Source organism: Variovorax xiamenensis (assembly GCF_050916385.1).
GTDB lineage: Bacteria > Pseudomonadota > Gammaproteobacteria > Burkholderiales > Burkholderiaceae_C > Variovorax.
In genome coordinates this window covers 4,707,146-4,728,834 of record NZ_CP139038.1, presented here as the reverse complement: position 1 = coordinate 4,728,834, position 21,689 = coordinate 4,707,146, and the positions used below count along the sequence as shown (strand labels likewise).

Sequence of the window (21,689 nt, the reverse complement as noted above, 5' to 3'; positions counted from 1 at the left end):
CCTAAAATCGCGCGCTCCGCTGCTCGGCATGGCCTCGTGTCTTATTGACACCCTGCAGACCAGTGGTTGTAATCCTCGCTGGCAGCGCGCTGCCGAGGCGTCAGGCCTGCCGGGTTCTTGTGTCGCACCGTTTGCGGCCAGGTCGCAGCTGACGAAAGCCGACCAACTTTTTTTCTACAAGGGGCCCTTGTGAACAAGACCGAACTGATTGAGCACATCGCAAAGAACGCCGACATTTCCAAAGCCGCAGCGACCCGCGCGCTCGAATCCACCATCGGCGCCATTCGTACCACGCTCAAGAAGGGCGGCTCCGTTTCGCTCGTCGGTTTCGGCACTTTCGCAGTAGGCAAACGCGCGGCCCGCACCGGCCGTAATCCCCGCACCGGCGACGCGATTAAAATCAAGGCAGCCAAGATTCCGAAGTTCCGTCCCGGCAAGGCGCTCAAAGACGCGCTGAACTGAGGCGTTAGACTCGGAGAGTATTTCCGGTGGGGTGCTTAGCTCAGTTGGTAGAGCGGCGCCCTTACAAGGCGTAGGTCGGGGGTTCGAGCCCCTCAGCACCCACCACCACCCGATGCAAAGGCGAACCACAAGTTCGCCTTTTTTATTGCCGTCCGACTGCTGTCGAAAAAGAGTGTTCAAGCATGTTTGATACCTTCCGCAAGTACAACAAGATCGTGATGATCATCTTGTTCTTGCTGATCATCCCGTCGTTCGTGTTGTTCGGCGTCGAGCGCTACCAGGGCTTCGGCCGCGACGAGAAGGTTGCGCGCATCGAAGGGCACGACATCACGAAGCCCGAGTGGGATCAGCAGCATCGCGTCGAGACGGACCGCATCCGCCAGCAGTCGCCCAACGTCGATCCGACGCTGCTCGAGTCCGATGCCATGCGCTACGCCACGCTGGAGCGAATGGTGCGCGATCGCGTGCTGGCCGCGGCGGCTGCCAAGGCCAACATGACGGTGTCCGAAGACCGCCTGTCGCGCATCTTCGCGCAGGACCAGGGCCTCGCCACCTTCCGCACGCCCGACGGCAAGTTCGACCGCGAGACCTTCCAGCGAGTGACGGGCCGCACGCCCGAGCAGTACGAAGCCTCGGTGCGCTCCGAGATGGCAACGCAGCAGGTGCTGCTGGGCATCTCGAGCACGGCCTTCACTCCGCCCGCCCTGGCCGCGACCACGATCAACGCCTTCTACGACACCCGCGAGATCCAGGTCGCCCGCTTCAGCCCCGATGCCTTCGCGTCGAAGGTGACGGTGAGCGATGCCGACATCGAGGCCTACTACAAGGATCACACGGCACAGTTCCAGGCACCCGAGCAGGCCAGCATCGAGTACCTGGTGCTCGACCTCGACGCGGCCAAGAAGAACGTCGTCGTGAACGAAGCCGATCTCAAGACCTACTACGAGCAGAACGCCTCGCGCTTCGGCACGAAGGAAGAGCGCCGCGCGAGCCACATCCTGATCACTGCGCCTGCCAGCGCGTCTGCCGCCGATCGCGAGAAGGCCAAGGCCAAGGCCGAGCAACTGCTGGCCGAAGTGAAGAAGGCCCCGAACACATTTGCCGAAGTGGCGCGCAAGAACTCGCAGGACCCGGGTTCGGCGGAGAAGGGCGGCGACCTCGACTTCGTGACGAAGGGCGCGATGGTCAAGCCCTTCGAGGACGCGATGTTCGCGCTCAAGAAGGGTGAGATCAGCGGTGTGGTCGAAACCGAGTTCGGCTATCACATCATCCACCTGACCGACATCAAGCCGGCGGTGGTGCCGCCCTTCGAGCAGGTGCGCGCGACCATCGAGAACGACATGCGCTCGCAGCAGGCAACGCAGGAATTCGCGAAGGCCGCGGAGACCTTCACCGACGCGGTCTACCAGACGCCCGACAGCCTCAAGCCGGCGGCCGAGAAGCTGAAGCTCACGATCCGCACTGCCGACAACGTCGCGCGTACGCCGGCCCCGGGCACCACCGGCCCGCTGGCAAACCGCAACTTCCTGAGCGCGCTGTTCGCGGCCGACTCGCTCGAGCGCAAGCAGAACACCGAGGCGATCGAAGTCGGCCCCAGCCAACTCGCATCGGGTCGCGTGACGAAGTACACGGCTGCGCACCCGGTGCCGCTGGCCGATGTGAAGGACAAGATCCGTGCGCAGCTCGTCGCCGAGCGCGCAGCAGTGCTGGCCAAGGCCGAAGGCGAAGCGAAGCTCGCCGCGTGGACTGCCAAGGCGGACGGCGCGACCTTCGGCGCACCCGTGACGGTGTCGCGCCGCGATGCGCAATCGCAGCCGCTGCCGGTCATCGACGCCGCGCTGCGTGCCGACGCCTCCAAGTTGCCCGTGCTCGTGGGCGTGGACCTGGGTGCGCAAGGCTACACGGTGGTGCGCGTGACCAAGCTGGTGCCGCGCACGCCGCCGCCGGCCGAACTGGCGAAGCAGGAGCAGGCGCAGGTTGGCCAGTCCATCGCGGCGGCCGAGGATGCGGCTTACTACAACCTGCTGAAGGATCGCTTCAAGGCTGAGATCCTGGTGCCGAAGCCGGCGGAGACGCTGCCGCCGGCCGCAGGCCGCTGATACAGGCGGACTTCGCGCTACCGCGAACAAGCAGGAAGGCCCGGGCCGATGGCTCGGGCCTTTTTCATTGGTGCACGCACAGGTCGCACGAGGGACAACTTGCGCCTTCGCTTCTTGCCAGAATTCCGCCCATGGGAACCCTCTACCTCGTGCGCCACGGGCAGGCCAGCTTCGGTGCTGCCGACTATGACAACCTGAGCGAGCTCGGCCATCGGCAGGCCGTTCGCCTGGGCGAGTACTGGCGCGAGCGCGGCATGAAGTTCGATGCCGTCATCACCGGCACGCTGAGGCGACATCGCCAGACCTGGGAGGGCATTGCCAAGGGGCTGGGCCTCGAGCGCGACGACGTGCTGCCATGGCCCGGCCTCAACGAGTACGACAGCGAGGCGGTCATCGCCACCATCCACGAAGGCAAGCTGCAGAAGCCCGACACGCCCGAGATGTATCGCCATCACTTCCGGCTGCTGCGCGAAGGACTGAGCGCCTGGATGCAGGGCAGGACCGCGCCGGCGGGCATGCCGAGCTACGTCGACTTTCTTGCCGGAGTGACGACGGCGCTCGATCACGTGCGCGACAGGCACCATGGCGCGAAGGTGCTGGTGGTGTCGAGCGGAGGGCCGATCAGCACGGCGGTGGGCCACGTGCTGGGCACGAGCGCCGAGACGACGATCGAACTCAATCTGCGCATCCGCAATACGTCGGTGACCGAGTTCGCCTTCACGCCCAAGAGGCACATGCTCGTGACCTACAACACGCTGCCGCACCTGGATGGTCCGGCCTACGAAGACTGGGTCACCTACTCCTGACGAGTCGCCACATCAGGCCTCGTCAGGCCTGCCAGACGCCGTAGCCGGCCTTGCGCAGCGCGATGCCGAGGTCGACTTCCATCAGGCGCGCGTCCTCGTAGGTCATGGGGTTGTAGCGCTCGTAGAGCGCGGGCAGCAGGCGCAGCCCGAACTCCTGCACGAAGCTGTTGGCCTGGATGCCGGCCTTGTGCTTGTCGAAGCGGATGTCGGGGTCCAGGCCGGTCATGCCGACGTAGACGAAGGGCTTGCCGAGCTGGTAGTCGGGGTTGGCGCGCCTGAAGCGGCCGTTGTTCCATACGCGGTCGTCCAGCTCGACCACATACACATGATGCTTGGCGCGTGCTTTGCGGGGCATCGCCGGGTGGCCGTGCGCGTGAAGCGGCACGGCCCCTCGTTCATGTCGTTCAGCTCTTGCGCTTGATCATGCCGTAGATGAAGAGCAGCACGATCGCGCCCAGTACCGAGGCGATGAAGCCGGCGCCCTGGCCGGCGGTGTACCAGCCCAGCGACTGGCCGACGTACGTGACGATCAGCGAGCCCGCGATGCCGATGATGGTGGTGACGATGAAGCCTGCGGAGTCGTCGCCCGGCTTGACTGCCCGTGCCACAAGACCCACGACGAACCCGATCAGGATAGTCCAGACGATGCTCATGAAGATTTCCTTTGGTGTGGTGAAGTGGTGGAACTGGCTGCAAGCCATGCCCGGCTGCACAGGGCGCATTCATGATAGCGGAGCGATGTGCGTGCCGGCATGCGTGGCGGGGCGACGCTGTGCATCGAGCGAGCACCCGAGAATTTATGCCCGACTTCGTGACGCGGGCGCTGCGCTGCGTCCTACAAATTCGCCGTCAGGGCCGCGGTACACCATTCGCATGCTGGAAAAACTGCCTGAAGTCATCGGCCAGGCCTTGCAGGGAGTGCGGGCAGGACTGGACAACATCGTTTTCAATACGCTCGGAATGCGAGAGGGGATGGGTTCGATCCAACTCACCAGCGTAGCCTTTGCCGACCATGCGCCATTGCCGCAGTGCTACACCGCCGATGCCGAAGGGGTGTCGCCGCCGCTTCAATGGAGTGGGTTGCCTGCAGGCGCGGCATCGTTGCTGCTGGTCGTAGAAGATGCCGACTCGCCCACGCCGAACCCACTGGTCCATGCCATCGTAGTGGATCTGGTGCCGGGGGGAGCGCTTGCTGAAGGGGCCGTTCCCAGCCAAGGCAACGATGGCGTGGCGGGGCTGCATGTCGGGCGCAATTCCGCCTTGCAGGCGGCTTGGCTGCCGCCCGATCCTCCGCCGGGGCACGGGGTTCATAGGTATGCGTTCCAATTGTTCGCGCTCAGGGGCAAGCCGAAGTTTTCGGAAACTCCGGGGAGAGATGAGGTCGTCGATGCCTTGCGTGAGCATGCAGTCGCCAGCGGGCTCCTGGTCGGCACTCATGAGAGATCCGATGGCTCCATACGGATCCCGGATGCCCTGCCTCAGGGTGGATCGGCGATTGCAGGGTGAAATGTGGCTTTCGAGCCTCTTCGTTCATTCGGCCCGTCAAAATCGCGATTTTTAACGCTACAATCGTAGGCTCTGCGGTGGCTGTAGCTCAGCTGGTAGAGTCCCAGATTGTGATTCTGGTCGTCGTGGGTTCGAGTCCCATCAGCCACCCCAAAATATCTCCTTTGTGCTATTGCGCAATAGCACATTCAAAGGAACAAAAAACGCCGGGTTTGTCCCGGCGTTGTCTTTTTCGGTCGCCGCATCTTCTGCGAACTTCGCACCGAAGCCTCTTTTTCCCCCTCTCTGCCTCCTATAAGCTGTTCCGGCGGGCGTCGCTTTACGTTGCGAGTTGTTGCACTAATGCAATGCGCCACCATTTTTTTCGGCTGGTAAGGCACTTGTGGCAAATGTAAACTGAATTAAAATCGCCCCGTTTTCAATTTCAGGAGTCCAAGAATGGCTTCGACCCTCGCCGATATCAATTCCCAGATCAAGAAGCATGACGAGCAGATTGCGCAATTGCGCAAGCAGGCCGAAGACCTGCGCAACCAGGAACGCGCAGGCGTGATCGAAGAGTTGCGCCGGAAGATCGCCGAATACGGTTTGACGGCTTCCGATCTGAAACTGACCGGCCGCGTTGGCGCCGCCAAGCGCAGTGCAAGCGCCGCCCCCGCCAAGGCTGCCGCCAAATACCGCAGCCCGACCGGCGAAACCTGGTCTGGTGGCCGTGGCCGCAAGCCGCGCTGGGTGACCGAGGCATTGGCCGCGGGCAAGTCTCTTTCCGATTACGAGATCAAGTAAGTGCCCCTGTTTTCGCTGGGCAAGTGCCCAATAAAAAAGCCCGCATGAGCGGGCTTTTTTATTGGGTGTCGAAGAGCGACGCGCTCAGTTCACCATCACCAGTTTCCCTTTGACGCCACGCGAACCCATGTGCGCGTAAGCGGCCTTCAATTCCGCCATCGGCATCGTGCTGTCGATCACGGGCTTGATCTTTCCCTGGCCGTACCACTGCGCCAATTCCGCCATCATCTGCGCATTCGCCTTGGGTTCGCGCTTGGCGAAATCGCCCCAGAACACGCCGACGAGAGAGGCGCCTTTCAGCAGCGTCAGATTCAATGGCAGCGACGGAATCGGGCCCGAGGCAAAACCGACCACCAAATAACGGCCGCGCCATCCGATCGAGCGAAAGGCCGGTTCAGCGAAATCGCCGCCCACCGGGTCGTAAATGACATCCGGTCCTTTGCCGTCGGTTACGGCCTTGATGGCGTCGCGAAAACCGTTGGGCAGCGCATGCGTCGTGTAGTTGATCGTCGCGTCGGCGCCGATGGAGCGGCAAAGCTCGCATTTCTCGTCGGTGGAGGCGGCCGCGATCACCTTGGCCCCGGCAGCTTTCGCGATCTGGATGGCTGCCGTGCCCACGCCGCCGGCCGCGCCGAGCACCAGCACCGTTTCGCCGGCCTTCAGTTGCGCCCGGTCCATCAGTGCGTGCCACGAGGTGGCGTAGATCATGATGAAAGCCGCTGCGTCGACATGTCCGAAGCCTTCCGGCAGCGGCATGCACAGCGCTGCGGGCGCCAGCGTGTGAGTGCCGAAGCCGCCCGTGCCAGAGAGGCAGGCCACGTTCTGCCCGACCTTCAGGTGCGTGACGCCTTCTCCGACTGCCTGGACGATGCCCGCGTACTCGGAGCCCGGCACGAAGGGCAGCGGCGGCTTCATCTGGTATTTGTTCTGCACGATCAGCAGATCGGGGAAATTCAGGCTGGCCGCCCTGATTTCGATAAGCACCTGGCCCGGGCCCGGGGTGGGGGTGGGCAGTTCCTTCCAGGTCAGCGCGTCGACGCCGACGGGGTTTTCGCAAAGCCATGCGTGCATGCCAGGGGTCTCCTTCAGACAGGTAATGTTGGGGCAATGACTGCGGGCATGATAGGGGTCGCGGCGGGGTGGGCTTGTCCCTGCTGCGACGCACCCGAAGCCTACAATCCGGTGCATCCAGAAGCACCATGAAGATACTTATTTCCAATGACGACGGCTTCCAGGCGCCGGGCATCGTCGCTCTGCACGACGCACTCAAGGACATCGCCGAAGTCGAGGTGGTCGCGCCCGAGCACAACAACAGCGCCAAGTCGAACGCCCTGACCCTTGCGGCGCCGCTTTATGTGCGCGAGGCGCACAACGGCTTCCGCTATGTGACCGGCACTCCGGCCGACTGCGTGCACATCGCGCTCAAGGGCCTGCTCGACTACCGGCCCGACCTCGTGGTTTCCGGCATCAACAACGGCGCCAACATGGGCGACGACACCATCTACTCGGGCACCGTCGGCGCAGCGATGGAGGCCTATCTGTTCGGCATTCCGGCCATCGCCTTCTCGCAGATCGAAAAAGGCTGGGCGCATGTCGACGCGGCCGCCCAGGTGGCGCGGCGTCTGGTGCAGCAGATCGAGCGCGAGCGCATGCATGAAGGCGGCGCTTTCCTGCTGAATGTGAATGTACCGAACCTGCCTTTCGGCGAGTTGAAGCCCGTCAAGGTCTGCCGCCTCGGCCGGCGCCATGCGGCGGAGAAGGTGATCACGCAGGACAGCCCGCGCGGCGAGACCATGTACTGGATCGCCGGTGCCGGCGGCGCCAAGGACAGCGGCGAGGGCACCGACTTCCACGCCACCGCGGCAGGCCACATCGCGCTGACGCCGCTGCAGATCGACCTGACCGATCACGCCAACCTTGGCCAATGGCGCGAGACGGTGGCCCGTCTCGGCAACTGACATGGCCAGCCAGCGGCCTAGTTTTCCCGTTCGCCTGACACCCACCGCTTCGGCCGCCACGCGAGGGCGCATGCCCGCCGTGCCGGTCAAGCCCGTGGTGCCGTCCACGCCTTCGATGGCATCCGACGCCGTGAGGGCGCGCATGGTGCAGAAGCTTGCGGCGCAAGGTATTTCCGATGCGCGCGTGCTGCGCGCGATGGGTACCGTGGAGCGCCATCGCTTCGTCGACAGTGCACTGGTCAACCAGGCCTACGAAGACACCAGCCTGCCGATCGGACTGGGGCAGACCATTTCCAAGCCCAACGTGGTGGCCCGCATGATCGAGCTGCTGATGGGCGCTCCCGCGCTGGCGGGAAAGCCCGAGGGCAAGCTGGGCAGGGTGCTCGAGATCGGCACGGGTTGCGGCTACCAGGCAGCCGTGCTGAATCATGTGGCGACCGAGGTCTACAGCATCGAGCGCCTGCGCGGGCTGCATGAACGCGCGCGGGCCAATCTGAGGCATTTCCGGCTGGCGACCGTGCACCTGATATTGGGCGACGGAATGATCGGCTACGCCAAGGGCGCGCCCTATGCCGGCATCATCGCCGCGGCAGGCGGCGAAGCGGTGCCCGAGGCATGGATCGAGCAGCTCGCCGTAGGTGGTCGCATCGTGGCGCCCACCCATTCCGCGAAGGGTGGCCAAGCCCTTGTCGTCATCGACAAGACCCCCCGGGGACTGGAGCGTCTCATTCTTGAGGCGGTTCACTTTGTCCCCCTAAAATCTGGTATTGCTTGAAGGAATAACAAATGCAGGGTTTTGGCAATCGGAGTTGGTTCGCTGGCGTCACGTTGGCCTTTGTGCTCGTGATCGCGGGCTGTTCCACACCTCGTGGGCCGGCGCCAGTCGAAGACCGGGGCACCATGACTCGCGCGCCAGGGGCCACAGTGCCCGGCGGCCCACCCATCACCACGGACGCCAACGGCAAGCCGCTTGCCGGCATCGAGAACTACGGCAAGCCCGGCTACTACGCAGTGCGCCCCGGCGACACGATCCGCCGTATCGGCGCCGATACCGGCCAGCGCTGGCAGGACATCGTTCGTTGGAACAACCTCGACAATCCCGACCTCATCGAAGTCGGCCAGGTGTTGCGCGTGATTCCGCCCACAGGCTCGGGTACCGCTGTCGCAGCCGCGCCCGCAACGCCTTCGGACAGTGCCGTCACGAAGCCGGTGCCGCCGCAACCTGTGGTGGTGCCTTCGACGCCGTCCAGCGGCGCGACCAAGCCGCCGGCGCCGGTCACGGCTTCTCCGGCCAGCCCCGCCAGCGGCGGCTCCGGGGATGAAGACGTGGGCTGGATCTGGCCGGCGAGCGGCTCGCTGATCGCGGGCTTCGACGAAGCGAAGAACAAGGGCTACGACATCGCCGGCAAGGCGGGCGACCCCGTGCTGGCGGCTGCCGACGGTCGCGTGGTCTATGCGGGCGCGGGCCTGCGCGGCTACGGCAACCTGATCATCCTGAAGCACAACAACACCTACCTCACGGCATATGCGCACAACCAGACGCTGCTCGTGAAGGAAGACCAGTCGGTTCAGAAGGGCCAGAAGATCGCCGAAATGGGCAACAGCGATGCCGATCGCGTGAAGCTGCATTTCGAGATCCGCCGCCAGGGCAAGCCCGTCGATCCCTCTCGCTACCTGCCCAGCCGGTGATGCCATGGCTGCCTCCCGCCCCCGCCGCACGCTGTTGCCTGTGCGCGGGTCGGCGGGCAGGGGCAGCAGCGTGCCTCCAGGCGACGGGCACCAGGAGTTCGCCGGCAAGGACGCGAACGGTCCTGAAGAAGATGTAGATCCCTCGGCGACGGATGCCGCTCTGCCTGCCAATGGCGCCTTGGGTGCCGCGGGCGAAGTGGTCGGTGGCGAGGGCGCCGATGCGCTGACCATCTACCTGCGCCAGGTCCGGCGCACCGAGCTCTTCACCCCCGCCGAGGAATACCAGACCGCATGCGCCGCGCGCGCCGGCGATTTCGCCGCGCGGCAATCGATGATCGAGCACAACCTGCGGCTGGTGGTCAACATCGCCAAGGGCTACCTGGGCCGTGGCGTGCCTTTGTCCGACCTCATCGAGGAGGGCAATCTCGGCCTGATGCACGCCATCACCAAGTTCGAGCCTGAACGCGGTTTCCGCTTTTCCACGTATGCGACCTGGTGGATCCGCCAGTCGGTCGAGCGCGCGGTGATGACGCAGGCACGCGCGATCCGGCTGCCGGTGCACGTGGTGCGTGAGTTGCAACAGGTGCTGAAGGCTCGCCGCACGCTGGAAGGCGATGCCGAGTTCGTTGCGCTAAGGCCGGACGGCGTGCGGGTGGAAGACATCGCTGCACTGCTGGGACGCGACGTGCAGGCGGTGGCCGAGTTGCTGGCGCTGTCCGAAGCCCCGCGCTCGCTGGATGCGGGCGATTCCAGGGGAGACGAGGGCTTCACGCTGGCCGACACGGTGGCGTCCGAGGACGAGCAGGGCAGCCCGACCGACGTGACGCATACGCGCGAGGTGGAGCGCCTGCTCGACCAGTGGGTCCATGCCCTCGATGCACGCGAACGCGAGGTGCTGGAGGGGCGCTATGGCCTGCACGACCGCGAACCCGAGACGCTGGAGGTGCTGAGCGTGCGCCTCGGCCTCACCCGGGAGCGCGTGCGGCAGATCCAGAACGAAGCGCTGGCCAAGATGCGGCGCCAACTGGCCCGCTCCGGCGTGGGGCGGGACGCGCTGTTCTAGGTGTTCCAGGGGGAGGCGCCCACGCTGAGACAATCGGGGGATGACGGAATCCATCGAAGAAAAGAAAGTCCCCGCGAATCCTGGCGAAGAATGGCTGAAGGTCGAGTCCCTCGACCTCGATGCGCAGGGCGTGGCGCACAAGGCCGACGGCATGGTCGTGTTCATCGAAGGCGCTCTGCCTTTCGAGGAAGTGCGGTTCAACGTTCACCGGCGCAAGAACAACTGGGAGCAGGGCACGGTCACGGCCATCCGCCGTGAATCGTCGCAACGGGTGCGCCCTGGCTGCCCGCATTTCGGCCTGCACACGGGTGCATGCGGCGGCTGCAAGATGCAGCATCTCGACGCGGCCGCCCAGGTGGCCGTGAAGCAGCGAGCGCTGGAAGACAACCTCTGGCACCTGGGCAAGGTCAAGCCCGAGAACCTGCTGCGGCCGCTCGAAGGTCCGGCCTGGCACTACCGTTATCGCGCGCGCCTCTCGGTGCGGCATGTGGTCAAGAAAGGCACGGTGCTGATCGGCTTTCACGAGCGCAAGAGCCGCTACCTGGCCGACATGCAGGTGTGTCCGGTGCTGCCGAAGCAGGTGAGCGAAATGCTGATGCCGCTGCGCGAACTGATCGGCTCGATGGACGCGCGCGACACCTGCCCCCAGATCGAACTGGCCTGCGGCGATGCGCCCGATTCCACGCGGCTCGGCACGATCGCGCTGGTGCTGCGCCACCTCGAGCCGCTCTCGCGTGCCGACATCGACCGGTTGAAGGCCTTTGCCGAGAAGAATGAAGGCGTCCAGTGGTGGCTGCAGCCCAAGGGGCCGGACACCGTGAAGCTGCTGGAAGAGGGCGGCACGCCGCTGGCATACCGGCTGCCGGAGTTCGGCGTCACGATGCCGTTCAAGCCTACCGATTTCACGCAGGTCAATCCGCACATCAACCGTGCACTGGTGGGCAAGGCGCTGCGCCTGCTCGACGTTCAGTCCGACGAGCGAGTGATCGACTGGTTCTGCGGCCTCGGCAACTTCACCTTGCCATTGGCGAGCAAGGCGCGCGAGGTGCTGGGCATCGAAGGCAGCGACACGCTGGTGGCGCGCGCGACCGACAACTTCAAGAGGAATCAGCCGGCCACGTCGGCTCGCCGCGAGTTGTCGCCTGCGACGTTCGTGGCGCGCAACCTGTTCGAAATGACGCCGGAGATGCTGGTGGCCGACGGAAGCTCCGACAAGTGGCTGGTCGACCCGCCGCGCGAAGGCGCGTTTGCGCTGGCCAAAGCCATCGCCGATCTTCATCAGCAACCTGAATTGCGCACCAATGGGTGGACGCCGCCGAAGCGCATCGTGTACGTGAGCTGCAATCCGTCGACGCTCGCGCGGGATGCGGGGTTGCTGGTGCACCAGGCCGGCTATCGCTGCACTCATGCGGGAGTGGTCAACATGTTCCCGCACACGGCGCACGTCGAGTCGATCGCAGTTTTCGAGCTGGAATGAAAAAGGGCCCTCAGGGCCCTTTTTGCTGGTGCGGTTGATCCGCTTGCTCAGTCGCGTTCGCCGCCGAAGATCCCGAGCAGGGCCAGCAGGCTCTGGAACACATTAAACAGGTCGAGGTACAGGGCGAGCGTGGCGCTGATGTAGTTGGTTTCGCCGCCGTCCATGATCTGCTTCAGGTCATAGAGCATGTAGGCCGAGAAGATGCCGATGGCGGCAACCGAGATGACCAGCATGCCGGTGGTCGAGCCGACGAACACGTTGATGATGCCGCCGACCATCAGCACCATTGCGCCGACGAACAGGAACTTGCCCATGCCCGACAGGTCGCGCTTGATGACGGTGGCCAGCGAAGCCATCACGAAGAACACGCCGGCGGTACCGCCGAAGGCCGTCATGATCAGCTCGGAGCCGTTCTTGAAGCCGAGCACCATCGCGATCAGGCGCGAGAGCATCAGGCCCATGAAGAAGGTGAAGCCCAGCAGCACCGGCACGCCGGCGGCGGAGTTCTTGGTCTTCTCGATGGCGAACATGAAACCGAAGGCACCGCCGAGGAAGACGATGAGGCCCAGGCCACCGGTGAGCGAACGGGTGATGCCGGTGCTTACGCCGACCCAGGCGCCCAGCACGGTGGGCAGCAGGCTCAGCGCGAGCAGCCAGTAGGTGTTGCGCAGCACGCGCTGGCGTTCTGCCTGCGCCAACGGCTGGCCGTAGTCGGAAGAGGTGTCTAGGGTGGTAACGCGGTCGTTCATGGCCGGAGCTCCTGTGGTTGCTGCAATGACGCAGTTGGGCGCATTCTAGGGGGCGGCAAGAGGGGGTACCGCAAAAACCGTATGCAGGGTGTTCCCAAGCCCCGGAGGCGCCCTTGGCGGCATGGCCGTTATGCTCTTGGGTTTTCACGCAAACTGAGCTCATCCATCATGAAGACCAAGTCATTCCTCGAACTCGCCGACGTCAAGACCATCGCCGCAGCGGCCGAAGCCGAGGCTCTCAAGAACAACTGGGCAGTGACCATCGCGATCTCGGACGACGCGGGCAACCTGCTCTGGCTGCAGCGTCTGGACGGCGCCGCGGCGCTGTCTTCGCACATCGCTCCCGCCAAGGCTCACACGGCAGCCATGGGCCGTCGCGAGAGCAAGGTCTACGAAGACATCATCAACGGCGGCCGCACGGCGTTCCTGACGGCACCCGAAGTGCAGGGCCTGCTCGAAGGCGGCGTGCCGATCGTCAAGGACGGCCACGTGATCGGCGCAGTCGGAGTGAGCGGCGTGAAGTCGAACGAAGACGCGCAGATTGCAAAGGCCGGCATTGCGGCTCTCGGCCTCTGATTCTTTTCTCCCGTACAAAGCAAAACGCCGACTTCGAGGTCGGCGTTTTTATTTGGGCTGCTTCAGCGTGGAAAAAAAGCTTGGCTAGTCGGCGAACCGTTGGCTAGCAAAAAACGACCCTTCGGAGATGAATCTCCTTGAGTCGCCCCACGATGAAACTTGCGCGAAGGGCGGGCTGGGTGACTTACTTCGTCAGGATCAGCTTGCCGAGTTTGGTGGCTTGCAGCCGATAGAGGGAGCCGTTGTGCATGATGCCCACGGTCTTGCTTCCTTTCAGAAGCTCCGTGCTTTCGAGCATCGGCACCGGACGCGTTGCCTGGATGGACGCATGGCCACCACCCGACTGGTCGAGCGAAGGATGGTTCAGGACAGAAAAGGCATTCGGTGTGGCTGGCATCTGGAGTTCCCTTATCGAAGCGATGAGTGAATGATAATGATTCGCAAGTAGAAGTCAATCGGCGCGATCAACTTTTTTTGATTTGCGTTTCTCTTTCAGCTCACTTCGTGTCGGGTTCTGTGACGAAGCCAATCTTGCGCACGCCGGCCTCACGGGCTTCCGACATCGCCTTGGCCACTCGCTCGTAGCGAACAGCCTTGTCGCCGCGGATGTGCAGCTCGGGCTGCGGTTCCTTGGCTGCTTCGGCTGCGAGGCGGCCGGGCAGTTCGCTGTCGTCGATCTTCTGCTCGTTCCAGTAGTAGCTGCCGTCGGCCGTCACGCTGAACAGGATGTTCTGGGGCTTGGGCTGTTCCGGCTCGCTCGTTGCGCGCGGCAGGTCGATATTCACCGCGTGCTTCATCACCGGCACGGTGATGATGAAGATGATCAGGAGCACCAGCATGACGTCGACCAGCGGCGTCATGTTGATCTCGTTCATCACCTCATCGGGTTCGTCTTGTGTTCCGAAGGCCATGGTGCTCAGCCCTTCTTGAGCGGAACCACGATGGCGTCGCTGCCGCTCTGGACGCGGGCGCCGGTCACGAAGTAGGCGTGCAGGTCATGGGCGAAGGCGTTGAGCTTCGTCAGCACGAACTTGTTGCCGCGCACCAGTGCGTTGTAGCCCAGCACCGCGGGAATGGCCACGGCGAGGCCGAGCGCCGTCATGATCAGTGCTTCGCCGATAGGGCCGGCAACCTTGTCGATGGTCGCCTGGCCGGCCGAGCCGATGCTCATGAGCGCGTGATAGATGCCCCAGACGGTGCCGAACAGTCCGATGAACGGCGCCGTGGAGCCGACCGAAGCCAGGATCGCCAGGCCGGTCTGCAGGCGGGCGGTGAAGGCATCGATGCCGTTGCGCAGGGCGCGCGTGATCCAGTCGCTCACGTCGAGCGCATCGTGCAGATGGGCCTTGGTGTTGCGGTGGTGGGCCGCTGCCTCGCGGCCTTCCAGGGCCAGTGCGCGGAAGGGGTTGCTGTCGTCCTTGCCGAGCTTGTTCAGGGCGGTGGCGAAATCTTCGCTGTGCCAGAAGTCCTGCGAGTGCTTGGCGAGGCGCTTGTAGCGGACGACGTCCAGCGCCTTGACGATGATGACGATCCACGACGCGAGCGACATGCCGATCAGCAGCACTGCCACGGCCTTGGTGACGAAATCGCCCTGATTCCAGACGTTCATCAAGCCGAATTGAGAATCCATGCGTACTACTCCAAAAAATTACTGGGAAAGATTGAATCGGATGGGCGCCTTCAGCATGTAAACCGTGGCCTCGTTGGCTCCCGGCTGCTTGAACGGCGTCACTTGCGATGACATCACCGCGTCGCGCGCGGCCTGGTCGAGCCGCTCGTAGCCGCTGGACTTGAAGATTTCAGCCCGCTTCGGAATGCCCGCGCTGCTGAAGTACACGGCCACGACCACGACGCCGGATTCGCCCAGGCGCCTGCTCATTGCAGGGAACACCACCCGTGGCTCGCGGATGTACTGCGTCTGGCCTTCGCTGATTTCGACCAGCTTGGGGGCTGGCGGTGCGGGAGGCGGCGCCGGGGGCGGTTCCGGAGCGGGTGGCGGAATGGGGGCCGGCGGCGGTGGCGGCTCGACGCTACCCGTGGGGGCGTTGGGCGCAGGAGTCGGCTTGGGCTCCCTGATCGCCTGGGGCCGCGGAGGCGGCGGCACCTTGGCGACCTTCTTCTCCGGCGGAGGGGGCGGAGGCGGCGGCGGAGGAGCCGGCTTGGGCGGTTCTACGAGCTGGCTGATGATCTCCACGGGGATCACCACTTCGGCGGCGCGGCGCAGCAGCCCGCTTTGAAGCGCCCAGAGCGCAGCCGCGTGAAAAAGGACGACGCCCCCGGCAATGACGACATTGCGCGAAAGGCCGAAGACGGAAGGAGGGGGGGCGAAGCGGTCAGACACGATCAACCATTCGAATGCGGGCACCGCGGAAGGTGCCCCGATTGCAGCAAAACCGCTACGAAGACGCCACTGGCGCTACTTGCGAAAGATCCACCAGACCGAACCCGCGACGAGGATCAGGCTGCCGCCGAGTGCCGAGACGAGTTCCATGCTTTGCTTTCCTTGATGGAGTTGGCAAGCTGGATCGCTCTCGGGCCCGATTCGCAATTCAATGCGGCGACCGGGTGCGAAGCGCTGCACTGCGCGACGATATCGCGCGCGCAACCTTCACATTGGCCACACTGGGTGGCTACGCCAAGTTCGAATTGCACTTCGTCGAAAGTCATGCCGGCGCGCACGTGGCGTGCGATTTCGCGGTCGGAGACTCGGCGGCAGACACAAACGATCATGGCGGTGAAAGCGGCAGTTGGCTGGCTGTTGGATGAAGACGATTATAAATAAGAATCCATCGCATTCACAATAACTATGTGTTACTGATTCATGCAACATCCGGCTTTCCGGGGTCAGACCTCCGACCAGAGCCGCAGCAGGTTGTGGTAATGCCCCGTCAGCGCTACGGTTTCCTCGCATTCGCCGAGACGAGCGCGCAGTTTCTGGATGTTCTGGTCAAGCTCGAAAAGCATGCCGCGCTGCTGATCGCTGCGCACCATGCTCTGCAGCCAGAAGAACGAGCACACGCGCGCTCCCCGGGTCACCGGGTGGACGCGATGAAGGCTGCTCGCCGGATAAAGAATGAGATCCCCCGCCGGCAGCTTCACTTCGTGCGAGCCGTAGGTGTCGATCACCTCCAGTTCGCCCCCCTCGTAATCTTCCGGATCGCACAGAAAAAGCGTGCACGACAGGTCCGTGCGCAGCTGCTGCCCGCTGCCGGGCAGGGCTCGCACCGCACCGTCGACATGAACGCCGTAATGCTCGCCTCCCTCGTAGCGATTGAACAGCGGCGGCACGAAGCGCGACGGAAGCGCCGCCGAAAAGAACAGCGCGTTCCTCGCGAGTGCAGCCAGCACGATGCTGCCCAGTTCCTTGCTGACCGGCGAATGCTCCGGCAACTGACGGTTGCGCTTGACCTGCGCTCCCTGCGCGCCGACCGTCTCGCGTCCGTCGGTCCATTGCGTGGCGTCGAGCGCGGCGCGCATCTCGCGCACCTGGTCGGGGCTCAGCACTTCGGGCACATGAAGCATCATTTTTCAGGAACTCCGCAATGAGAAAAGCCCCGGCGCGGGCCGGGGCTCGAGTGTCGCACCGCCCCGGATTGGCACGGTGCAGGAGAGGAGGCTGATCAGAACGCGAAGTTCGCGGTGATCTTCGCCGAGCGCGGCGTGCCAGGCGTGTAGCGGTAGCCGCTCTTGTTGATGGCCGCCACGTAGTCCTTGTTGAACAGGTTGTACACGTTCAGCTGGATGTCGATGTTCTTGTTGATGCGGTAGGAGGCCATCGCATCGAACACCCAGTACGAGTCGACGTACGCAGGCGTGCCCACCGCGCCGTCGGTACCGCGCTGCAGCTTGCCGTTGTAGCGTGCGCCGCCGCCGAGGGTCAGGCCGAACGGGAACTGGTAGGTGGTCCAGAGCGTGAAGGCCTTCTTCGGCGTGTAGGCGAGGGCGGTCGAGCCGTCCGCCAGCACCGAGGGACCGCTCAGCACGCGGGTGTTCATGGTGGTGAAGCCCGAAGTCACGCCCCAGTTGTCGGTCAGTGCGCCCGACACGCCGAGTTCGATGCCCTGCACACGCTTCTTGCCGGTCTGGAAGTACTGCTGCGTGACCGAGTCCTGCACGACCTCGTTGCTCACGTCGGTGCGATACAGCGCAGCCGTCAGGGCCACGCGCTTGTTCAGCACGTCCCACTTGGTGCCGACCTCGTAGGTCTTGGCCTTCTGCGGCAGGAAGTCGGTGCGCGCGGCGCTGTTGCCGGTGCCGCCGGCGGCCAGCTGGAAGTTGGCGCCGCCCGGCGGCTGAGCCGCAGTGCCGTAGGCCGCGTAGACGCTGCTGTTCTCGGTCGGCTTGTAGACCAGGCCGATCTTGCCGGAGAGCAGGTTGTCCGACAGCTTCAGGTTGGTCGGCGTGATCGTCGAGGTCTGCGGGCCGTTGCCGGTGCGTGCCAGCGTCAGCGCGGTGGCGTTGTACGTGGTCGAGTAGTGGTCGTAGCGCAGGCCGGCAGTCAGCTGCCATTGCTCGTTGAACTTGAGCGTGTCGAAGGCGTAGAGGCCGATGGTGTCGGTGCTGCCGTCGGAGCCCGTGCCGTTGGCGATGCGGTTGTAGCCGCTCACGTACGGGTTCGGGTTGTACAGGTTGGCTGCAGGCCACGAGCCGGCTGCTGCCAGCGTGGTGCCCACGCTCGCGAAGCCCGGCGCGTAGAAGTTGTTGGCGGTCTGCTTCTCGCGGATGAACTCGAGGCCACCGTTGAACGAGTGGCTGATGCTGCCCGTGTTGAACTTGGCCGACACGCTCGTCTGGTTGGTGAAGATCGTGTTTTCCTGGTCCTTGTTGGTGGGCAGGTTGCGCGTGATCGTCCAGCTCGCCGGGATCGTCGGGATCACGGTGTTCAGGAAGCCGGCCGTCACGGCGGGCAGGGTGCCGACGCCGTTCGTCGACGTCAGGCCGCCGCCCATGAACGACGTCAGCATGTAGTCTTGCGAGGTCTTGCCGTAGCGCGTGGTGTTGCGGATGGTGATGTCGGGCGTGAGGTCGTGCTCGATGCGCGCCGTGAACATGTCGGCCGTGATGTTGTCGAAGTCCGAGCTGGTGCCGTAGAAGTTGCTCGGATCGACGCGCTGCGCGTAGTTCAGGTAGGTGCGACGGGCCAGGCCGCGGGTGATCGCGGTGGCGTCCGGCGTGGTGTAGCCGGGCAGGCCGATGGTGGGCACGCCGCCGTCGGGAATGTTGTTCTGCTTGACGTGCAGGTAGTCGAGGAAGATGCGCGTCGGGCTGTTCAGGCCGAGGGCGAGAGACGGTGCGATCGCCCAGCGTTTGTTCTTGACGAAGTCGCGGCCGGCCACGCCGCCGTCTTCGCTCACCGCGTTCAGCCGGAAGGCCGCGCCGATGCCGTTGGCACCGCTCAGCGACTTGTTCCAGTCGATGCTGCCGCGCTTGAAGTCGGCGCTGCCGAAGCCCAGCGAGCCCGTGAAGCTGTCTTCGAGCCTGGGCTTCTTCGTGACGAGGTTGATGTAGCCGGTCGGCGAGGTGCGGCCCACGTCGGTGCCCGAGGGACCCTTCACGACTTCGACCTGTTCGATGTTGAACACGTCGCGCGACACCGAGCCCAGGTCGCGGATGCCGTCGACGAAGATGGCGCTCGAGCTGTCGAAGCCGCGCATGAAGACGGCGTCGCCGGTGTTGGTGTTGCCGTTCTCGCCGAGGAAGAAGGTGCCCACGCCGGGCGTGTTGCGCAGCGCCTCGGTCAGCGTGGTCGCGCCCTGGTCGCGAATGATCTGCTCCTTGATGACCTGGATGGTCTGGGGCGTGTTCACCAGCGGGGCGGTGAATTTGGGGTTGGCCGAGTTGTCGGCCTTGTAGTCGGTGACTGCGGAGTCCTGCACGCGGACTTCAGGCAGCGCGCCGCCCGATTGGGCAAGTGCGCTGGGGGCCGCAATGGCCATCAGCGTTGCGGCGGCGGCGCCAGAGAGATGTGGAACGGCACGCGCAACAGGGTGTTTGCGGCTCTTGATGTAGGCCATGAAGTTTTCTCCGAAAGGGGCGGGCGTCAGGACTCGACTGGCGGTGTCCTGACGGCCTGCGTTCCTTGGAGAAGCGTGGCGGGACTGGCTGGGTGAGTCGATTCACGAAGCTTCGTAAATCGCCGCGAATGATATTGGTTCTCAATATCAAAAATTACGATCGAGCTGAATTAATCCAAAAGTTGTGCTCGATTTGTTGCTGTCACGCAACGTAGCTGGCGCAGTTGCCAGGCTTCAGTAGACGTCGCGCCGGTAACGTCCGCTGGCAGTCAGCTCGCTCATCAGTGCTTCGCCGGCAATCTGGCGCAACGCCGCGTCCACGCCGGAAGCCATTCCCTGCAGGCTCCCGCAGACGTAGACGGCAGCGCCGTCGCGCAGCCAGCGCAGCAGGGTGTCGGCCGACTGCAGCAAGCGGTGCTGGACGTAGAAGCGCTCTGCCTGGTCGCGCGAGAACACCATGTCGAGCCGCGTCAGCACGCCGTCGGCCTGCCACGCCTCGATTTCCTCGCGATACAGGAAATCATGGGCGGCCCGGCGCTCACCGAACACCAGCCAGTTGTCTTGCCTGCCCATGGCTGCGCGTGCCCGCAGATGCGCGCGCAGTCCCGCGATGCCGGTGCCGTTGCCGATGAGGATCAGCGGCCGCGCCTCGTTGCCCTCCAGGCGGAAGCCCCGGTGCGCCCGCAGCCGCAGGGCCACCGTGTCGCCGATGCTGAGGGTGGACGTGAGCAGGCCCGATGCTGCGCCCAGCGTGCCGTCAGGGTGCTGCTCCTGCCGCACGAGCAACTGCAGTTCGCCATCAGCGTGCACTGAGGCGATCGAATAGTCGCGCGGGCGCTTCGGATCGCTTGCCACCGCCACCTGCGCAAGATCGCCCGAGGCCCAGTGCGGCAACTGCTCACCGACCTGCGGCACCAGCCCGAGGTGAAAGACCGGCCCGCCCGCACTGCCCGGATTGAGGCGCTCCCGCGCAACGAGCCGCCATTGGGCGAAGCTGGAGGCCTTGGTATCGCGGGTGTCGGCTTCCGGCGTGTCGCCCCATTGCGCATGCCATGCGGCCAGCGCTGCCGGATCGCTGTTGTCGACCTCGATGCGATCGAACTCGCGTCCGGCGCCTGCCGCCAGCAGCCATTCGTCGAGCGCGCGACCGAAATTGCAGAAATTGGCGTACTGCCGGTCGCCCAGTGCCAGCACGGCAAAGCGCAGCGAAGGCAGTGCCAGCGACGAATGCATCACGCGCTCGACGAAAACGCTGGCGCCATCGGGCGCATCGCCTTCGCCGTAGGTGCTGGCGATGAAGAGCGCACGCCGCGCGGCAGCCAGGGTAGGCGCATCGAGCGCGTTCAGCTCCATCACGCGCGCCGGCGTGTTCGCTGCGCTCAATTGCCGTGCGGTCTGCCAGGCGATGGCTTCGGCCTGGCCGGTCTGGCTGGCGAACAGCATGAGGACGGGGGGCTCGTTGCCACTTCCCGAAAGCGCCGCCGAGTCGCGCGCCGCCGCAACTTCGCGCCTGCGCTCGCGCACGTAGATCGACGCGCAAAGCGCCGCGTAGGCGGCCACGGTGGAGCCCGCGCCCAATGCGCGCCAAGCGAAGTCGCTCATGTTCCGGCCGGAGCGGGCCAGGCGCGAGTGGCCTTGGCCGAGGGCACCGGTTCGCCATGACTCACGAACAGTGCGGCGACGCCGTGCTGCTGCGCGAAGTCGAAGCCTTCGTCCGGCCCCAGCACCGTCAGCACGGTGGCCAGTGCGTCCGCCTGCATGCATTCCGCATGCAGCACGGTGACGCTAGCCAGCGCATGCGCGACCGGCTCTCCCGTTCGCGGATCGATCGTGTGCGACCAATGGCGCCCCTCGCGCGAGCGCCGATGCCACCGGTCGCCCGAAGTGGCGACGGCCATATCGGCAAGCGCCACGCGGCGTGCCCCGGCAGGATCGCCATCGACGAGCACCTGCCATGCCTGCCCGCCAGGGCGTTTGCCGATGCCTCGCAGCTCTCCGCCGACTTCAAGAAGGGCGTCGTTGATATCCAGCGCGCGCAAGGCGTCGATGCCATGGTCCACTGCGAACCCCTTGGCGATGCCCGAAAGATCGAGCGCGACGCCCCCTGGCTGAAGGAGCGAGCCTTCGCCCGCGTCGAATGCCAGTCGAGACCAGCCTACGCGTCCACGCGCTTCTGCCAAGGCTGCCTCGGCAGGCAGGCGGTTGTCTTCTTCTGCCTCGGGACCGAAGCCCCAGCAGGCAACGAGCGGACCCACGGTCGGGTCGATCGCACCGCCGCTGGCCGTTGCCCATTGGGAGGCGCATCGCATCACGGTGGCGAACTCCGCAGGCAGCAAGTGGCGCGATCCAGCCTCGGCCCGGTTGAACCTGCTGATGTCCGAGTCAGGCTCCCAGTGGCTCATCTGCGCGATGACGCGGCCGAGCGCTGCCTCGACGGCCGCCTGGACCTGCGCGAGCGGCAGCATCCGCGGGTTGTCGAAGCGCAGCGACCAGGTGGTGCCCATGGT

24 protein-coding genes and 2 tRNA genes are annotated in these 21,689 nt (G+C 64.8%); 13 read left to right on the top strand and 13 right to left on the bottom strand.

The window, feature by feature from the left end:
• Positions 1-189: 189 nt before the first annotated feature.
• From SFB74_RS21625 to SFB74_RS21610, 4 genes are all read left to right on the top strand, one after another.
• Positions 190-462 (top strand): HU family DNA-binding protein, encoded by a 273-nt coding sequence (locus SFB74_RS21625; protein ID WP_007830705.1) that lies wholly within the window; start codon positions 190-192, stop codon positions 460-462.
• A gap of 29 nt (positions 463-491) precedes the next feature.
• Positions 492-567: transfer RNA gene (locus tag SFB74_RS21620), tRNA-Val, on the top strand.
• Between the two features lie 77 nt (positions 568-644).
• Positions 645-2,561 (top strand): SurA N-terminal domain-containing protein, encoded by a 1,917-nt coding sequence (locus SFB74_RS21615; protein WP_432726332.1) that lies wholly within the window; start codon positions 645-647, stop codon positions 2,559-2,561.
• A gap of 131 nt (positions 2,562-2,692) precedes the next feature.
• The gene (locus SFB74_RS21610) at positions 2,693-3,367 is read left to right on the top strand and encodes a histidine phosphatase family protein (RefSeq protein ID WP_432726331.1); all 675 of its coding nucleotides are present in this window, start codon (positions 2,693-2,695) and stop codon (positions 3,365-3,367) included.
• Between the two features lie 22 nt (positions 3,368-3,389).
• Here SFB74_RS21610 and SFB74_RS21605 read toward each other — a convergent pair whose 3' ends face one another.
• Positions 3,390-3,722, bottom strand: a complete 333-nt coding sequence (locus SFB74_RS21605) for a hypothetical protein (RefSeq protein ID WP_093203403.1) — start codon at positions 3,720-3,722, stop codon at positions 3,390-3,392.
• Positions 3,723-3,771: 49 nt separating this feature from the next.
• On the bottom strand, positions 3,772-4,020 hold the full coding sequence (locus SFB74_RS21600; protein ID WP_019655888.1) for a GlsB/YeaQ/YmgE family stress response membrane protein: 249 nt from the start codon (positions 4,018-4,020) through the stop codon (positions 3,772-3,774).
• On the opposite strand from SFB74_RS21600, the gene SFB74_RS21595 reads away from it, so the two are divergent.
• The 3 genes from SFB74_RS21595 (at position 4,013) to SFB74_RS21585 (ending at position 5,656) form a co-directional block, all read left to right on the top strand.
• Positions 4,013-4,873, top strand: a complete 861-nt coding sequence (locus SFB74_RS21595; protein WP_432726330.1) for a YbhB/YbcL family Raf kinase inhibitor-like protein — start codon at positions 4,013-4,015, stop codon at positions 4,871-4,873. The two genes, SFB74_RS21600 and SFB74_RS21595, sit on opposite strands and share 8 nt — an antisense overlap.
• Positions 4,874-4,950: 77 nt before the next feature.
• Positions 4,951-5,026, top strand: a tRNA-His gene (locus SFB74_RS21590).
• Positions 5,027-5,311: 285 nt separating this feature from the next.
• Positions 5,312-5,656: an H-NS family nucleoid-associated regulatory protein gene (locus SFB74_RS21585; RefSeq protein ID WP_432726329.1), complete on the top strand. Its 345-nt coding sequence runs from the start codon at positions 5,312-5,314 to the stop codon at positions 5,654-5,656.
• Between the two features lie 84 nt (positions 5,657-5,740).
• On the opposite strand, the gene SFB74_RS21580 is transcribed toward SFB74_RS21585, so the two are convergent.
• Positions 5,741-6,727, bottom strand: a complete 987-nt coding sequence (locus SFB74_RS21580; protein WP_432726328.1) for an NADPH:quinone oxidoreductase family protein — start codon at positions 6,725-6,727, stop codon at positions 5,741-5,743.
• A 128-nt stretch (positions 6,728-6,855) separates the two neighbouring features.
• Here SFB74_RS21580 and surE point away from each other — a divergent pair, with 128 nt between their 5' ends.
• From surE to rlmD, 5 genes are read left to right on the top strand one after another with little or no spacing between them, the layout of a single operon-like run.
• The gene (surE, locus tag SFB74_RS21575; RefSeq protein ID WP_432726327.1) at positions 6,856-7,614 is read left to right on the top strand and encodes a 5'/3'-nucleotidase SurE; all 759 of its coding nucleotides are present in this window, start codon (positions 6,856-6,858) and stop codon (positions 7,612-7,614) included.
• Position 7,615: 1 nt separating this feature from the next.
• Entirely contained in the window at positions 7,616-8,389 is a 774-nt protein-coding gene (locus SFB74_RS21570; protein ID WP_432726326.1) for a protein-L-isoaspartate(D-aspartate) O-methyltransferase, read from the top strand.
• An 11-nt stretch (positions 8,390-8,400) separates the two neighbouring features.
• On the top strand, positions 8,401-9,303 hold the full coding sequence (locus SFB74_RS21565; protein ID WP_432726325.1) for a peptidoglycan DD-metalloendopeptidase family protein: 903 nt from the start codon (positions 8,401-8,403) through the stop codon (positions 9,301-9,303).
• Positions 9,304-9,307: 4 nt separating this feature from the next.
• Positions 9,308-10,366 carry a sigma-70 family RNA polymerase sigma factor gene (locus tag SFB74_RS21560; RefSeq protein ID WP_432726324.1) on the top strand — a complete coding sequence of 353 codons (1,059 nt, stop codon included), beginning with the start codon at positions 9,308-9,310 and terminating at the stop codon, positions 10,364-10,366.
• A 40-nt stretch (positions 10,367-10,406) separates the two neighbouring features.
• Positions 10,407-11,843, top strand: coding sequence for a 23S rRNA (uracil(1939)-C(5))-methyltransferase RlmD (rlmD, locus tag SFB74_RS21555; protein ID WP_432726323.1), 1,437 nt, complete (start codon positions 10,407-10,409; stop codon positions 11,841-11,843).
• A gap of 47 nt (positions 11,844-11,890) precedes the next feature.
• Here rlmD and SFB74_RS21550 read toward each other — a convergent pair whose 3' ends face one another.
• A complete protein-coding gene (locus SFB74_RS21550; RefSeq protein ID WP_432726322.1) occupies positions 11,891-12,592 on the bottom strand; it encodes a Bax inhibitor-1/YccA family protein in 702 nt (233 codons plus the stop codon).
• A gap of 168 nt (positions 12,593-12,760) precedes the next feature.
• On the opposite strand from SFB74_RS21550, the gene SFB74_RS21545 reads away from it, so the two are divergent.
• Positions 12,761-13,168 carry a GlcG/HbpS family heme-binding protein gene (locus tag SFB74_RS21545; RefSeq protein ID WP_081268676.1) on the top strand — a complete coding sequence of 136 codons (408 nt, stop codon included), beginning with the start codon at positions 12,761-12,763 and terminating at the stop codon, positions 13,166-13,168.
• 184 nt (positions 13,169-13,352) lie between these two features.
• Here SFB74_RS21545 and hemP read toward each other — a convergent pair whose 3' ends face one another.
• From hemP to SFB74_RS21500, 9 genes are all read right to left on the bottom strand, one after another.
• A complete protein-coding gene (gene hemP, locus SFB74_RS21540) occupies positions 13,353-13,565 on the bottom strand; it encodes a hemin uptake protein HemP (RefSeq protein WP_019655899.1) in 213 nt (70 codons plus the stop codon).
• A gap of 100 nt (positions 13,566-13,665) precedes the next feature.
• A complete protein-coding gene (locus SFB74_RS21535; RefSeq protein ID WP_432726320.1) occupies positions 13,666-14,079 on the bottom strand; it encodes an ExbD/TolR family protein in 414 nt (137 codons plus the stop codon).
• A 5-nt stretch (positions 14,080-14,084) separates the two neighbouring features.
• Positions 14,085-14,798: a MotA/TolQ/ExbB proton channel family protein gene (locus tag SFB74_RS21530; RefSeq protein WP_432726319.1), complete on the bottom strand. Its 714-nt coding sequence runs from the start codon at positions 14,796-14,798 to the stop codon at positions 14,085-14,087.
• A gap of 18 nt (positions 14,799-14,816) precedes the next feature.
• Entirely contained in the window at positions 14,817-15,509 is a 693-nt protein-coding gene (locus tag SFB74_RS21525; RefSeq protein WP_432726318.1) for an energy transducer TonB, read from the bottom strand.
• A 116-nt stretch (positions 15,510-15,625) separates the two neighbouring features.
• Positions 15,626-15,898 carry a (2Fe-2S)-binding protein gene (locus tag SFB74_RS21520; protein WP_126025895.1) on the bottom strand — a complete coding sequence of 91 codons (273 nt, stop codon included), beginning with the start codon at positions 15,896-15,898 and terminating at the stop codon, positions 15,626-15,628.
• Between the two features lie 114 nt (positions 15,899-16,012).
• On the bottom strand, positions 16,013-16,693 hold the full coding sequence (locus tag SFB74_RS21515) for a Fe2+-dependent dioxygenase (RefSeq protein WP_432726317.1): 681 nt from the start codon (positions 16,691-16,693) through the stop codon (positions 16,013-16,015).
• A gap of 95 nt (positions 16,694-16,788) precedes the next feature.
• On the bottom strand, positions 16,789-19,182 hold the full coding sequence (locus SFB74_RS21510; protein WP_432726315.1) for a catecholate siderophore receptor Fiu: 2,394 nt from the start codon (positions 19,180-19,182) through the stop codon (positions 16,789-16,791).
• Positions 19,183-19,416: 234 nt separating this feature from the next.
• Positions 19,417-20,784: a sulfite reductase subunit alpha gene (locus SFB74_RS21505; protein ID WP_432726314.1), complete on the bottom strand. Its 1,368-nt coding sequence runs from the start codon at positions 20,782-20,784 to the stop codon at positions 19,417-19,419.
• Positions 20,781-21,686: an FAD:protein FMN transferase gene (locus SFB74_RS21500; RefSeq protein ID WP_432726312.1), complete on the bottom strand. Its 906-nt coding sequence runs from the start codon at positions 21,684-21,686 to the stop codon at positions 20,781-20,783. Before SFB74_RS21500 ends, SFB74_RS21505 begins: the two co-directional genes overlap by 4 nt.
• Between the last annotated feature and the right edge of the window lie 3 nt (positions 21,687-21,689).